Source organism: Burkholderia sp. AU45388 (assembly GCF_030481585.1).
GTDB classification, from domain to species: Bacteria; Pseudomonadota; Gammaproteobacteria; order Burkholderiales; family Burkholderiaceae; genus Burkholderia; species Burkholderia sola.
The window spans coordinates 461,739-474,562 of record NZ_JAUJPV010000003.1 but is presented as its reverse complement, the minus strand read 5'-3'; the positions used below and the strand labels follow the sequence as shown (position 1 = coordinate 474,562).

The window sequence follows — 12,824 nt, the reverse complement described above, 5'->3', positions numbered from 1 at the left end:
CGGGTGTTGCGGCCGCGAGGTGGCGCAACGGTGGAGCGGATCGTAGATCGTTCGAAGGCGACCCGCCTTCGATATCGGGTCATTGATGATGGAATTCGGGCCGTGAGAAATACGCTGCTAGATCCCTACGAACACATTCCCCGGAGCGTGGTCGTGACCGCCAACGACTTTGCGGCGGGCACGACGTTTCCGGAACACGCGCACGTGCGCGGACAATTCGCGTTCGCGTCGCGCGGCACGATCAGCATGTCGACGCCGCACGGCCGCTGGCTGGTGCCGCCGCAGCGCGCGTGCTGGGTGCCGGCCGGCGTGCGGCACGAAATGACGATGACCGGCCCGGTCACGATGCTCAACACGTTCGTGTCCACCGACGCCGCTCAGGCGGCCGGGCTGCCCGCGCAGTGCGGCGTGTATGGCGTGTCGCCGCTGCTGCGGCAACTGATCGACGATGCGATCGACCTGCCGGCGATGTACGACGTCGATGGCCGCGCGGGCAAGCTGATGGATCTGCTGGTCGCGGAAATCGCGACGATGCCGCGCCTGTCGCTGCATGCGCCGCTGCCGGCCGACGCGCGGCTCGCGAAGGTGTGCCGGCACCTGTTCGCGGCGCCGTCGATCGCGGCCGATCTCGATCGGGTCGCGGCCGCCGCGGGCGTGAGCCGCCGCACGTTCACGCGGCAGTTCCGCGCGCAGACGGGCGTGAGTTTTGCCGCGTGGCGCCAGCAGGTGTGCATGCTCGCTGCAATTGCCCGCCTGACCGACGGGCAGCCGGTGACGCGCGTCGCGCTCGATCTCGGCTACGCGAGCGCGAGTGCGTTCACGTCGGCGTTTCGCCGCATTCTGGGCGACACGCCGAGCCGGTATCTGGAGAGTCGTCGCTAAGCGGTTGCCGCAAAAAAATACGCGTCCGCCAACTTCGGCCAGACGCGTTTAAAGGCACTCTGTCTGAAAAATGCGCGCGCCGCTGGTCGGGCAGCGCCGCGCATGACACCTGTCATTGTTTCCTCGTTCGATTCAATCCTGCCGGCTTGTTGCGGATAGCAAAGAATACGCTGCATAACGCGCAAACGATATCGTGTCGACCCGACGATTCATGTGCTGCCGCAGCATGCGCGCCGATTGCGTGTTCGATATCGGGGCGGGAACCCGATGACGACAGCCCGCGCGCCGCGCGTCACGGTGCGGCGCACCATCGAATGCCGGCGACGGATCGCCCAAACGCCGCGTGGCGCGATACCGATCGGCATCGCGCCACGCGGCGGTGCGGTTGCAGGTGAAGCCGGCGCGCGCCGGCGTATGTGTCAAACGTCGAAGAACACGGTTTCGTCCGGCCCCTGCATGCGGATGTCGAAGCGGTAGACGACCGGCCGGCCCGGCTGCGCGTCGCGTTTCGCGACGAGCGTCGCGCGGCGCTCGGCCGGCACCGCGTTCAGCACGGGGTCGGCCGCGTTCGCGGCGGCTTCGTCGTCGAAGTACACGCGCGTGAACGCATGGGTGAGGATCCCGCGCATCATCACGGTCACGTTGATGTGCGGCGCCTCGTCGGCGGCGACGCGGCCCGGCTTCACCGTCTCGACGACGAAGCGCTGCTGCGGATCGGTGCCCGTGCCGACCCGCGCGAAGCCCGTGAAGCCGGATTTCGCAATGTCGTCGCGCGACGCGGGATAGCGGCCCGCGCCGTCCACCTGAGTGAATTCGAGCACCGCGTCGCCAACGACGTTACCGTCGCCGTCGAACACCTGGCCGACCAGCAGCACGTGCTCGCCTTCGGCGTGCGCGGCGGCGATCGTCGGCGTGAACAGGCTTTTCAGGTCGTAGTCGTATTGCTGCGGGCACAGGCCGTACGCGAAGTACGGGCCGACTGTCTGCGAAGGGGTTTGCTTCAGCGTCGTCATGGTTCAGCGCTCCATCGGGGTGGCGTCGCGGCCGCGCAGCACGATGTCGAATTCGTAGCCGAGCGCATAGCCTTCTTCGGTGATGTCCATCGAGAAGCGCGAGATCAGGCGGTCGCGCGCGGCCTCGGGCGTGCCCTGGAAGATCGGGTCGTACGCGAGCAGCGGATCGCCGGGGAAGTACATCTGCGTGACGAGACGCGAGCCGAAGTAATCGCCGAACAGCGAGAAGTGGATGTGATTCGGGCGCCACGCGTTCGGATGGTTGCCCCACGGATACGCGCCGGGCTTGATCGTCAGGAAGCGGTAGCGGCCTTCGTCGTCGGTCAGGCAGCGGCCTGCGCCGAGGAAGTTCGGATCGAGCGGCGCGTCGTGCTGGTCGACCTTGTGCACGTAGCGACCGGCCGCATTGGCTTGCCACACCTCGACGAGCGTGTTGCGTACGGGCTTGCCGCCCTCGTCGAGCACGCGGCCGGTGACGACCATCCGCTCGCCGAGCGGCTCGCCGTTCTTCACGGCATTCTTCGTCAGGTCGTGGTCGAGCGCGCCGAGATCTTCCGCGCCGTAGACGGGCGCGTACTGGTCGCGCAGCTTCTCCTTCAAGGGGATCAGCGGGCGGGTCGGGCCGCGCTTCACGGACGAACGGTACTCGGGGTGAACATAGGCCGGATGCGACGGCCAGTCGCGCGGCGTGAGGATCGTGGGGGAATCCATCGGGCGTCTCCTGTCAGTTTTTCGCGAAGTGGATGGCACGACTTTAGCCAATCCGGAAAGTTATGCAAAATGACCTTTTTTCGCGAATCGCATAACCGTTCGTTATGGTGGTGCCTCCAATGAAAATTCCGCCGGACAGGCAGCCTGTCCGGCGGAAAAAACGATCGGGCTTCGCGTCGTCGGTGACGACCCCGTGCACGGCCCTCCAGCCAGCCCGTCGCTGTTTTTTATCGTTCGTTCTCGTTGTTATGCGGTCTCCCCGAGCGTGCCCGTCGTCATGGGTGGCGGGGATCGAAGACGATCCCGTCGAATTCGAGCGCCAGCGTGCCGCTGCGCAGCAGGGCCGACGGTGTCGACGCGTGGCCGGCACCGAGCACGTCGGCCACGTACCGCGCGCAGAAGCCGCGCCGCGCACGCAGGGCGAGGCGGCTGCCGAACAGCGCATCGATTCGCTGTTCGGCCAGCGCATGGACGTGGCGCTGCGCGTCGGCCGACGCTGCCGCGACGCGGCGTGCCAGCGCGATGCGTCCGCCGTCGGTGCGGGCGACGAAGCGCGACAGCGGCGTGAGCTTGGTCCACGCGAACGCGGTGGGTTCGGCGATCAGCGGTTCGTCGCCCGACGTATCGACGACGATGCCGAAGCGGTTGGCCCACGTGCCGGCCGCGCCAGCCGCGGCCTGTGGCCCACTGGCCGGCGCGCGGATGAACAGGAGATCGCCGACGTGCGCGCCGGCGGCCAGCGTGCGGATGGTGGCGAGCGGCATCGTGCGATCGGTGTCGCGTGCATCGCGCGGGGTGGCGCGGCGCGGTTCGCAGGGCGTGGTGTCGATTCGGGCGGTCATTTCGGCTCCGTCGTTGCGTGACAGGACGGAGCGGATTATGCAGACAAGTAACCCAAAGTGCTGATGTGGATGCGCGAGTAGCCTAATATCCGACCTCGAGCATCATTTTTTGATACTGCCATGACCGAGACCGCCCAACTCATCGAAACGCTGAAGCGCCAGCTGAAGGCGCAGGGAATGACTTACCGCGATGTCGCGCGTGCGCTCGACGTGTCCGAGACGAGCGTGAAGCGGCTGTTCGCGAGCGGCCGCTTCACGCTGGAGCGTGTCGCGGAGATCGCGCAACTGCTCGGCTATACGCTCGCCGAACTCGTGCAGGAAGCGTCGGCGTCCGCGCCGCGCCTGCGCGTGCTGACGGAGCAGCAGGAGGCGTTGCTCGTGTCGGACGAGAAGCTGCTGCTCGTCGCCGTTTGCGCGATCAACTACTGGACCGTGCAGGACATCGTGTCGGCCTATCGGCTCACGCAGGCCGAGTGCGTGAAATATCTGCTGATGCTCGACCGGATGAACGTGATCGCGCTGCTGCCCGGCGACCGGATTCGCGTGCGCGTCGCGCGCGATTTCGACTGGCTGCCGGGCGGGCCGATTCGCCGTTATTTCCATGCGCACGTGCTCGACGATTTTCTCGGCAGCCGCTTCGACGGCCCGGGCGAGACGATGACGTTCCTGCAGGGGATGCTGACGGATGCAGCTGCCGCGGAGCTCGAACAGGAGCTGCGGAGGCTCGCCAGCAAGGCGGCGGCGCTGCATGCGGAGTCGTCCTCCGCGCCGCTGGGGCAGAAGCACGGCACGGCCCTGCTGATCGCGAAGCGGATCTGGGAGCCGACCGGATTCCATGCGCTGCGGCGCCATGCGTGACGCCGCGCCGGATGCTTGGGCCTTTCCGGAAAGTTATGCAAAATGGCGATTCATCGTCATTCGCATAACTGCTCGTTATGAATAACCGTATCGCCGACGGCCGCGTCAAATTCCGGCACCTGCAGTGTTTTCTCGCGGTCGCGCAGTTGGGCGGCGTGCAGAAGGCGGCTGAAAGCCTGTCGATCACGCAACCGGCCGTGTCCAAGACGATCGCCGAGCTGGAGGCGATCCTCGGCGTGAAGCTGTTCGAGCGCGGCCGGCACGGCGCGCAGCCCACCCGCGAAGCGCAACTGTTCATGCCGCATGCGAACGCGTGCGTGCTGGCGCTGCGGCAGGGCGTCGGGCTGCTGGCGCGGGAGGGCGGGGCCGCCGCCGCGACGCTGGAAATCGGCATGCTGCCGACCGTCGCGGCCTCGCTCGCGCCGGCCTTGATGAAGGCGCTGACCGCGCGCTGGCCACGCATCGTCGTGCGGATCGCGACGGCCGCGAACGCCGAGTTGCTCGAGCGTCTGAAATCCGGCGCGATCGAATGCGCGATCGGGCGGCTGTCGGAGCCCGAGCGGATGATCGGGCTCGCGTTCGAGCAGTTGTACAACGAGCCGCTCGTCGCGGTCGTGCGCGCCGGGCATCCGCTGCTCGCGAGCACGGCGCCGGCCGCCGAGCTGGCGCGCTATCCGGTCGTGCTGCCGCCGTTCGGCACGTTGATTCGCCAGTCCGCCGAGCAACTGCTCGGCGCATGCGGCGCGCCGCCGCTGGATTCATTCATCGAGGTGCTGTCGGTATCGGTCGCGCGCGCGCTGGCGCTCGAGAACGACGCGGTCTGGTTCGTGCCGCTCTATGCGGCCGAATACGATCTGTCGGCAGGTGCGCTGGCGGGCCTGCCGCTGCCGTCGGCGGGCACCGACGAGCCGGTCGGGCTCGTGCTGCGTACCGATGCGCAGCCGTCGCCGGTCGCGCGGACGCTGATCGACGCGGTGCGCGACATCGCACGGTCGCGGTTCGGCGATGCGCGCCCGCAGCGGGCGCCACACGCGGCGCGCAAGCCTGCTCGCGGCAAGCGTTGATCCATCGGGCCTGGCGATGCGCCGGGCCGATCCCTTTCTCTTTCTTGCTGCAGGATCGGCCATCCGGCCAGTAGCCGTCATCGGGGTGCTTGGCATATCGTACCATTTTTGATACGATGGACGACAAGACGATGGCGAGACAGCAGATTCAGGTCACGCTCGGTGTGCGGTTTTTCCGGACGGCCCGCGGCAACGAGCCGGTGCGCGAATGGCTCGACGCGCTCGGGCGCGTGGAGTGAAGGGCGATCGGCGAAGAGATCAAGACCGTTCAACTCGGCTGGCCGCTCGGCATGCCGCTGGTCCGCAAGATGGCGAAGAATGTGTGGGAGATCCGCGTGGCCGTGCCGGGGCGAAGCGCACGCGTGCTGTTTACCGTCGTGGGCGACACGATGGTGCTGCTGCACGGCTTCTTCAAGCAGTCGCGGGCCACGCCGTCGGACGATCTCGACGTCACCGTCGCGCGCCTGAAAGCGCTGACGCACGCCATCTGAATTCCCCGGTTGCGCCGGAACGCACCGTCTCCGACGGTCGGGCAGCCGGCAACGCCATGCACCTGGAGTACGACATGACGACCACGAACAATCCGCATATCGGCAGCGATTTCGACGCCTTCCTCGAAGCGGACGGCAATCTCGAAGCGGCCACCGCCACCGCGATCAAGCGCGTGATCGCGTGGCAGATCGGGCAGGAAATGAAGGCGCAGCACATCACGAAAACGGCGATGGCCGCGCGGATGAAAACCAGCCGCGCCGCGCTCAACCGTCTGCTCGACGAAACCGACACGAGCCTCACGCTGGCGACGCTCGCGAGCGCGGCCACCGCGCTCGGCAAACGGCTCAGCTTCGAGCTGGTGCCGGCCTGACGCGTGCCCGGTGAACCGGCGGGCAGCCGATTTCCGATGGAGGCTCACGCTGTTTTCCGGTGAGTCCCATGGAGGGCGCGGCGGCTTGCCGATTCGCGGTGGCGTTCATTTCCGCTGTCGTGTCGCAAATTGATTGGATTGAAGATTCAAATTGCTCCTGCACGGCACACCCTACCGTGGTTATTCAAACCACTATAGAAAGTCGCTGTTACCCGACATACCTAATGCGCCTTCAGCGCGATCCCGGCGTCGGGTTGCGATGTCCGAGGCCGCTTGCCTTTTGGGCGATGTCTAAGACCGGTCGATTGCATATTAATCGAGTGCGACTAACGTTCAAATTGCTTGGATTTTCAGATTCTTTCGAGTGAATCTCTAAAGGAATTCGGATTCGTTCTATTCTTACCAATTGATGTTTTTTATACACTCGAAAAGATCTGCAATGTGACGTGCAACTGTGCTCAGCAAGACAAACGTTTGCGCTGGACTCAACTGCAGTGGATGCGCAAATAAAGGAAAACGATGAGCAACTGCAGTTGGCACAGCCGAACAGATGGGGGCATGTCACGAGAATCCAACCTCAAGGGCTGGCGTCCTCGGCACGCTGCGCGCAATGCGCTGAACGCAATTTCCAGCTTTCTTGTGATCATATCGGCTCCGTATGCCAACGCGTCGAGTCTGGCAAATCTCGCTAGCGAGGCGCTTGCCCAAGATGCTACGTTCAGGAGTGCAGAAGCTGCATGGCGTGCGGGAATCGAAAAATCCCCGCAGGGGCGAGCGGGACTGTTGCCGCAAGTTGGTATCCAGCAGGTCATCTATCGCAATGGCATGCAGATTCCAGGCCAGACCATACCCGGCTATTCGACAAATGGCTTCACCTTGACACTGAACCAGCCACTCTTGAATTGGGCCGCCTGGGAAAACTGGCAGCAAGGCCAACTCCTTGCGATGGATGCCGATCTTGCGTTGGCTCAAGCGAAGCAGGACTTGCTCCTTCGCGTTGCCCAGGCCTATCTGGCCGCGCTGAATGCACAGGACGACCTTGCGCTTGCCATCGGCCACCGCAAGGCCGTCGCGGAACAACTGGCGCTTGCGAAACGCCGCTTCGCACTGGGCGATGCGACCATCGTTGATACGAACGAGGCATTGGCCGGCTTCGATGCTGCGCGAGCGGATGAAGTCGCCGCGCAAACGCAACGCGATACCAGCTACGCGGCGCTCCAGAAGATTGTCGGCCATCCTGTCGACAGAGTAGACGGATGGCGCGGCGATGCACATCTGCCGCCCGTGGCGCCCGAGGACCTACAACAGTGGATGGACACGGCCGCCACCGCGGATTATGGGGTGCGTCGGAAAATGATCGCGATCCAACTCGCCAGCCGCGAGCGAAACAAGGCGCGCGCCGGTGACTATCCCACCGTCTCGCTGGTCGGGAATGCCAGCAACGGCAACGCGGCGTTTATCAATGGACAGACGAACTTCTACACCGGCGCGAGCCGCGGCAGCTCCGGCTACGTCGGCGTCCAGATCTCGTTGCCCCTGACCGACGGCCTGATGACCCGCAGCAAGATTCGCGAAGCGCTCGCGCTGGAAGACAAGGCTCGCGAAGATCTGGACGACGCCCAGCGGAGTGCCCGGCTCACGGCCCACGACGCGTATTTGGGCGTCACACGGGGACTGGCGCAGACCGATGCGCTGGCGAGCGCGGTGCGCTCCGCCACGGTCGCATTGCGATCGAATCAGACCGGCTACCGGGTCGGCGTTCGCGTGAATGCTGACGTGCTCGACGCAGGCGACAAGCTCTACCGGGCTCAGCGCGACTTTGCGCGCGCCCGTACTGAAACGCTCGCCCAAGCGCTCAAGCTGAAAGCGAGCACCGCCGACCTGGGCGAGGCCGACCTTGCGGCACTCGATACGATGCTGGTCGAGCACACGCCTGCCCGCATCGCGAGCTCCGGCGCATCGGGAGGACACTGATGTATCAACTCATCAGGCGCCATCTGGTGATCGCGGCCGCGTTCGGTATCGCGTCAAACTTGCTGCTGCTGACGCCGACCATCTATCTGCTGCAGGTCTACGACCGCGTGCTACCGAGCCGGAGCATTCAAACGCTGCTGATGTTGATGGCCTTCATGGCGATCGCACTCGGGATGAATATCGGCGTCGATATTGCCCGCAGCCGGATCTTGTCGGACCTGGGCGTGCGAATCGGCAACCGGCTCGAGCGACTCGCGTTGCAGACGCAGATTTCCGTTCGCGCCTATCGGCTGCCATCGCGCGCGCTCGCGAGTCAGGGTGACATCAATACGCTGCGGGCGTTTCTCGCAGGGTCGGGCGTGATTGCGTTTTTCGACGCGCCTTGGCTGGTGGTCTACGTAGCCGTCATCGGCCTCTTTCATTGGTCTTTGGCGCTGATCGCGGTGCTCAGCGCACTGCTGTTGGTGAGTGTCGCGATGGTCAACGACCGGCTTACGCGCAAGGGTATCGAGTCTTACCTTGCGCGGCAGCGGGAGGGTGATGCGTTCTACCAGCACCTCATCCGCAATGCCGAAGTCATGACCGTACTCGGCATGACGGAAAACCTGGTGGGTGCCTGGGATGTACGCAAGCGCGACTACATCGCCGCACAGCGCGACGTGTCGGATCGCAGCGCGTTTTATCGCGACTTGACCAAGGGGCTGCGGCAGGCGATCCAGGTGATCATGATGGCGGCCGGCGCATGGCTGGTGATTTCGGGCCATGCGACGCCGGGCGTGATGCTGGCTACGACCATCCTGCTCGGTAAGGCGTTGGCGCCGATCGAACAGTTGATTGGCAACTGGAGGCAGGCCGGCGAACTGCGCGAGGCATGGCCTCGCCTAGAGGCACTGCTGGTCAGCCAGACCGAGGCCGAACCGATCGCGTTGCCACCGCCCACCGGCGAAATTCGGGTCGAGCAGATCGCGTTCAGCGTGCCGTCGCGAACGCCAGGTCTGGGGCTGCTGCTGCGCGGTATCAATTTCACGCTGGCGGCGGGCCAGACGCTGGTGATCACGGGGCCTAGCGCGTCCGGTAAATCGACGTTGCTGCGGGTCATCGCGGGGTTGTGGCGACCGCAGGCAGGTGCGGTGCGGCTGGACGGCGCCGACATGGCGCAGTGGCCCCGATCTTCCCTGGGCCGGTATCTCGGGTACGTGCCGCAGGACGTCGAGCTGTTCGCAGGCACCGTCGCGGAAAACATCGCCCGGACCGCGAAGCCGCTCCCGCTCGATTCGGCCGCGATCGTGCGCGCGGCGAAGCGAGCCGAGGTTCACGAGATGATCCTGAATCTCCCCGATGGATACGAGACGCTGATCGGTGACGCGGGAGAGTTGTTGTCCGGTGGCCAGCGTCAGCGCATCGCCCTCGCGCGCGCTCTGTACGGCGAGCCTGCCCTGCTGCTGCTGGACGAACCCAATGCGAGCCTCGACACGATGGGGGAAGCCGCGCTCGAACGCGTGCTGCGCCATCTGAAAGCCGATGGAATGACCATCATCGCGGTCACCCACCGGCCGTCGCTGCTCGCACTGGCTGACCGGATATTGCGGCTGAAAGATGGTCAAATGGAACGGCTTGAAATGCCATCTGGACCGGAGCAGGCCGATAGTGGCTCGTGCCCAGCGAATGGGCAAACCGACGACGCCAGCGGCTTACCGCAGGGAATCGATTTCGCCGCGTTGCAGGCAAGCCGGTCTTCGTTGCAGGCCGCCCGGGTGCCAACGCTTGATCCGGCGATGGAAGGCAACCGATGAGAACATCCATGCCCTTACTTCGTGTGAGCGAAAGTCTGAAACGCTGGCGGCCTGCGTCCGTGGCATCCGACGGCAGCGTGCTGCCGTTGCCGCGCCGGTTGATCTGCGCCAGCGTCGCCGGGGTCGTCGTCGGTCTGGGTTTGATGTGGGTGTGGGCCGCGCTCGCGCCGATTTCTGGCGCCGTCGTCGCAGAGGGCTCGGTGCGCACCGAAGGCGAACGTAAAACAGTGCAGCACCTGGAAGGCGGGATCGTGAAGCAAATCCTGGTCCGGGATGGCGACCGTGTGAAGGCGGGCCAAGTGCTGGTTGTGCTGGACAATGTGAGTCCGGCGGCCGAATTATCGGCGTTGCAAGCGCAATTTGATGCGGAACAGGCAAAGATCGCACGCCTTTCCGCCGAGCGCGAACTGAAGGAAACGCTGGCGTTCCCGGCTGCGCTGGAGAAACAGCGCGACGATCCGCGCGTCGCCGAGTTGCTGGCACGCGAGTCTTCGCTGTTCATCGCGCGCCGGCGTGCGTTCGTCGACCAAAGCACGATGCTGCGCACCGAACTGGCACAGACCCGCCAGGAAATCGCGATCAGTTCGCAGTTGATTCAGACGATGAACCGCAGCTACGACATGACGCGCCAGCAACGGCGGACCAACGAAACGTTGCAACAGGAAGGTTTCGTTGCTGAAACGAAGGTGCTCGATTTGCGGCGGGCCGAGGCTGATGCACTGTCGCGCGTCCAGTCAGGCGCCGCCGATCTGAGCCGCGCGAAGCAGCGGCAGACTGATCTCGAACTCCGAATTGCCGGGCTGCGTCACGACTATGTGAAGGCGGCCGACGACCAGCTTAAGGAAGCGACCACGCGCGCGATTCAGATTGGCGAGCGGCTACGCCCAGCTCGCGATCAGTCTGCCCGTACCCGCGTGACCGCGCCGGTCGACGGTGCGATCGTCGGCCTGAAGGTACATACGATCGGCGCAGTAATCGCGCCTCGCGAGCCGATCGTTGATGTTGTCCCCGAAGGGGCGCCGTTGATCGTGGAAGCGAATATCCGACCGGATGACGTGCGTGAGATCGCGCCGGGCAGCCATGCCGACGTTCGGCTGACGGCCTACAACTCGCGCACCACGCCGATGCTCGACGGCAAGGTCACATACATTTCGGCAGACGCGCTGACCGACAGCGATAAGCGCACGCGCTTCTACGTGGTCCGGGTCGAGGTGCCGGCGCAAGCACTGGAAAAGGCCAACCGTCTCGCCAAGGAGCCGGTCGCACTCGGGCCGGGGCTCCGGACCGAGGTGTATATCCGCACGCATGCGCGCTCGGCATTCGATTACCTGCTTGAACCGGTTAGGGACGGGATTCGCAAATCGATGCGGGATTAATCCTGCGATGCCATCTCGAAAGTGCCCGGTATTTATTGTTCCGAGTTAAGGCTCTCATGAAGACACGAAAATCTGCTGGTCTGTTTGTTGCGGTTCTGTTGTTATCAGACATCGAATTGATCCCGGTAGGTCATGCCGAAGAAGCGCCACGCGCTGAGCTTGGGTGCCAGATTCGTCAGGCGGACGGGTACCCGCTTGACACGGCAGATCTGACGTTTCAGCAACGTCTCTCGATCACTCGTTGCATAAATGCATCGGCGCGTATGAAACAGGCAGAGTTGATGCGATTAAGGAACGAGCGGCAGACCATCGAGAATATTAAAAATGCCCGCCGGGCGCAAGAGAATCTTTCGAGATCCGGTTTCGGCATGCCGGGGAATCCTTATTTGCCTCCATCGCGGGCAATGTCGATTCCATAATGCATGGGGCATAACTAATGTGCCGCCGCAAGCAAGGGGAGTAGAAAAAGCAATTATTGCGGGTGGTGAAGTAATGTTCTCCAGCGTAAAATTGTCAAGGAGCGAATTTATTTGAAAAATTTGAGCGCCACCGCTCGTGCACGTTTGAGGGCTTTTATGTCCCTGACACGAAGCAGAGCAGGTTTTGCGCCATTCTATTAACGTGGTTTTTAGAGGAAAGGTATTGATGAAAGCTATTACAGCAACCGCAGTGGCGACCGCTACCGTGGCAAGCAACATAAGTTGTGCGCAGCCGGTGCCGGCGTCCGACCTGCCGGCCGCGTTGCCGGGAAGTCTGCGCTATGCACAACCTGATGACGCACCACAAATGGCTCCCGTATTGACCAGCCGTCTGAATACCGCGCAACAAGCGAGTTCGCCGACCAATCAGTCCGTTTCGTTGCAAGGTGGAAAAGAGGTGGCGCAAATGATTTCCAGACCGAAAACTCCTGTTGAGTTCGTTCAGAACCTCAAGGTGATTTTTGACGGCGACCTCCTGCTGCAAGATGCGTTCTATACCGAAGAGAATCTGAAAAATATATTTAATCTCGAGGAGGTTAGTATATTCGACGACGTTAACGGCGCGGATCGACAAATTTCGATTATGGCGAGTGTGCCGGGTTCGGTGATTCCGCGAAGAAAAGTACCAGAGGCTTTTGGAGGATCAATTCCTGGTGCCAATTTTGTAGGCGGAAAGACAATTAATCAATCTGGTGTGACAACGGCAGTGATAAATTTTGGGATGTATGAGGGCGGCCCTGACTTTAATGCAGCTCAAAAGATATTCAAAAGTGAATTTGTGCGCGTGCCTCCGCAGCCATCTCCCCACGGCGGTCCGGGTGCAGCTACTGCTCCCCACGGAAACGAAACGTGGCGGTGCCAGATTGTAGATAGTCATATCGATAAGACAATCACCGTTGGATTTAATCCGGCTGGTGAACTTTCTCGCATTATCATTGATATCAAAAAATAAATAAAACTGGGGATTTAA

The 12,824-nt window shown here is 63.3% G+C and carries 12 protein-coding genes and 1 pseudogene; 10 read left to right on the top strand and 3 right to left on the bottom strand.

Annotated features, from left to right (window positions below; translation table 11 throughout):
- The first annotated feature begins 102 nt into the window (after positions 1 to 102).
- The gene (locus QZM72_RS09555; protein WP_301737942.1) at positions 103 to 882 is read left to right on the top strand and encodes a helix-turn-helix domain-containing protein; all 780 of its coding nucleotides are present in this window, start codon (positions 103 to 105) and stop codon (positions 880 to 882) included.
- 419 nt (positions 883 to 1,301) lie between these two features.
- Here QZM72_RS09555 and pcaG read toward each other — a convergent pair whose 3' ends face one another.
- From pcaG to QZM72_RS09540, 3 genes are all read right to left on the bottom strand, one after another.
- Positions 1,302 to 1,895 carry a protocatechuate 3,4-dioxygenase subunit alpha gene (pcaG, locus tag QZM72_RS09550; RefSeq protein ID WP_089469625.1) on the bottom strand — a complete coding sequence of 198 codons (594 nt, stop codon included), beginning with the start codon at positions 1,893 to 1,895 and terminating at the stop codon, positions 1,302 to 1,304.
- Positions 1,896 to 1,898: 3 nt separating this feature from the next.
- On the bottom strand, positions 1,899 to 2,606 hold the full coding sequence (gene pcaH, locus QZM72_RS09545) for a protocatechuate 3,4-dioxygenase subunit beta (protein ID WP_006489685.1): 708 nt from the start codon (positions 2,604 to 2,606) through the stop codon (positions 1,899 to 1,901).
- A gap of 275 nt (positions 2,607 to 2,881) precedes the next feature.
- Positions 2,882 to 3,448: a YiiX/YebB-like N1pC/P60 family cysteine hydrolase gene (locus QZM72_RS09540; RefSeq protein ID WP_089469626.1), complete on the bottom strand. Its 567-nt coding sequence runs from the start codon at positions 3,446 to 3,448 to the stop codon at positions 2,882 to 2,884.
- Between the two features lie 120 nt (positions 3,449 to 3,568).
- On the opposite strand from QZM72_RS09540, the gene QZM72_RS09535 reads away from it, so the two are divergent.
- From QZM72_RS09535 to QZM72_RS09495, 9 genes and pseudogenes are all read left to right on the top strand, one after another.
- Positions 3,569 to 4,306: a helix-turn-helix domain-containing protein gene (locus tag QZM72_RS09535; RefSeq protein ID WP_050010837.1), complete on the top strand. Its 738-nt coding sequence runs from the start codon at positions 3,569 to 3,571 to the stop codon at positions 4,304 to 4,306.
- A gap of 77 nt (positions 4,307 to 4,383) precedes the next feature.
- Positions 4,384 to 5,370, top strand: a complete 987-nt coding sequence (gene pcaQ / locus QZM72_RS09530; protein WP_089469627.1) for a pca operon transcription factor PcaQ — start codon at positions 4,384 to 4,386, stop codon at positions 5,368 to 5,370.
- Between the two features lie 131 nt (positions 5,371 to 5,501).
- Positions 5,502 to 5,861: pseudogene (locus QZM72_RS09525) on the top strand (type II toxin-antitoxin system RelE/ParE family toxin).
- A 74-nt stretch (positions 5,862 to 5,935) separates the two neighbouring features.
- Positions 5,936 to 6,232: an XRE family transcriptional regulator gene (locus QZM72_RS09520; protein WP_089470553.1), complete on the top strand. Its 297-nt coding sequence runs from the start codon at positions 5,936 to 5,938 to the stop codon at positions 6,230 to 6,232.
- A 558-nt stretch (positions 6,233 to 6,790) separates the two neighbouring features.
- Positions 6,791 to 8,206 (top strand): TolC family outer membrane protein, encoded by a 1,416-nt coding sequence (locus QZM72_RS09515; protein WP_256979732.1) that lies wholly within the window; start codon positions 6,791 to 6,793, stop codon positions 8,204 to 8,206.
- Positions 8,206 to 9,999, top strand: coding sequence for a type I secretion system permease/ATPase (locus QZM72_RS09510; RefSeq protein WP_089469629.1), 1,794 nt, complete (start codon positions 8,206 to 8,208; stop codon positions 9,997 to 9,999). The genes QZM72_RS09515 and QZM72_RS09510 overlap by 1 nt, the downstream gene beginning before the upstream one ends.
- 8 nt (positions 10,000 to 10,007) lie before the next feature.
- Complete coding sequence (locus QZM72_RS09505; RefSeq protein ID WP_256979733.1) at positions 10,008 to 11,375, top strand: HlyD family type I secretion periplasmic adaptor subunit; 1,368 nt, start codon at positions 10,008 to 10,010, stop codon at positions 11,373 to 11,375.
- A gap of 56 nt (positions 11,376 to 11,431) precedes the next feature.
- Entirely contained in the window at positions 11,432 to 11,794 is a 363-nt protein-coding gene (locus QZM72_RS09500) for a hypothetical protein (RefSeq protein WP_144030144.1), read from the top strand.
- Between the two features lie 226 nt (positions 11,795 to 12,020).
- Positions 12,021 to 12,806 (top strand): hypothetical protein, encoded by a 786-nt coding sequence (locus QZM72_RS09495; protein ID WP_144030145.1) that lies wholly within the window; start codon positions 12,021 to 12,023, stop codon positions 12,804 to 12,806.
- The last annotated feature ends 18 nt before the right edge of the window (positions 12,807 to 12,824 follow it).

Bases quoted from the DNA above. Each gene is read 5' to 3' on its own strand.
- pcaH (WP_006489685.1), bottom strand. From the start codon at position 2,606: ATGGATTCCCCCACGATCCTCACGCCGCGCGACTGGCCGTCGCATCCG.
- QZM72_RS09520 (WP_089470553.1), top strand. From the start codon at position 5,936: ATGACGACCACGAACAATCCGCATATCGGCAGCGATTTCGACGCCTTC.
- QZM72_RS09505 (WP_256979733.1), top strand. From the start codon at position 10,008: ATGCCCTTACTTCGTGTGAGCGAAAGTCTGAAACGCTGGCGGCCTGCG.
- QZM72_RS09510 (WP_089469629.1), top strand. From the start codon at position 8,206: ATGTATCAACTCATCAGGCGCCATCTGGTGATCGCGGCCGCGTTCGGT.
- pcaG (WP_089469625.1), bottom strand. From the start codon at position 1,895: ATGACGACGCTGAAGCAAACCCCTTCGCAGACAGTCGGCCCGTACTTC.
- QZM72_RS09540 (WP_089469626.1), bottom strand. From the start codon at position 3,448: ATGACCGCCCGAATCGACACCACGCCCTGCGAACCGCGCCGCGCCACC.
- QZM72_RS09535 (WP_050010837.1), top strand. From the start codon at position 3,569: ATGACCGAGACCGCCCAACTCATCGAAACGCTGAAGCGCCAGCTGAAG.
- QZM72_RS09495 (WP_144030145.1), top strand. From the start codon at position 12,021: ATGAAAGCTATTACAGCAACCGCAGTGGCGACCGCTACCGTGGCAAGC.
- QZM72_RS09500 (WP_144030144.1), top strand. From the start codon at position 11,432: ATGAAGACACGAAAATCTGCTGGTCTGTTTGTTGCGGTTCTGTTGTTA.
- QZM72_RS09515 (WP_256979732.1), top strand. From the start codon at position 6,791: ATGTCACGAGAATCCAACCTCAAGGGCTGGCGTCCTCGGCACGCTGCG.
- pcaQ (WP_089469627.1), top strand. From the start codon at position 4,384: ATGAATAACCGTATCGCCGACGGCCGCGTCAAATTCCGGCACCTGCAG.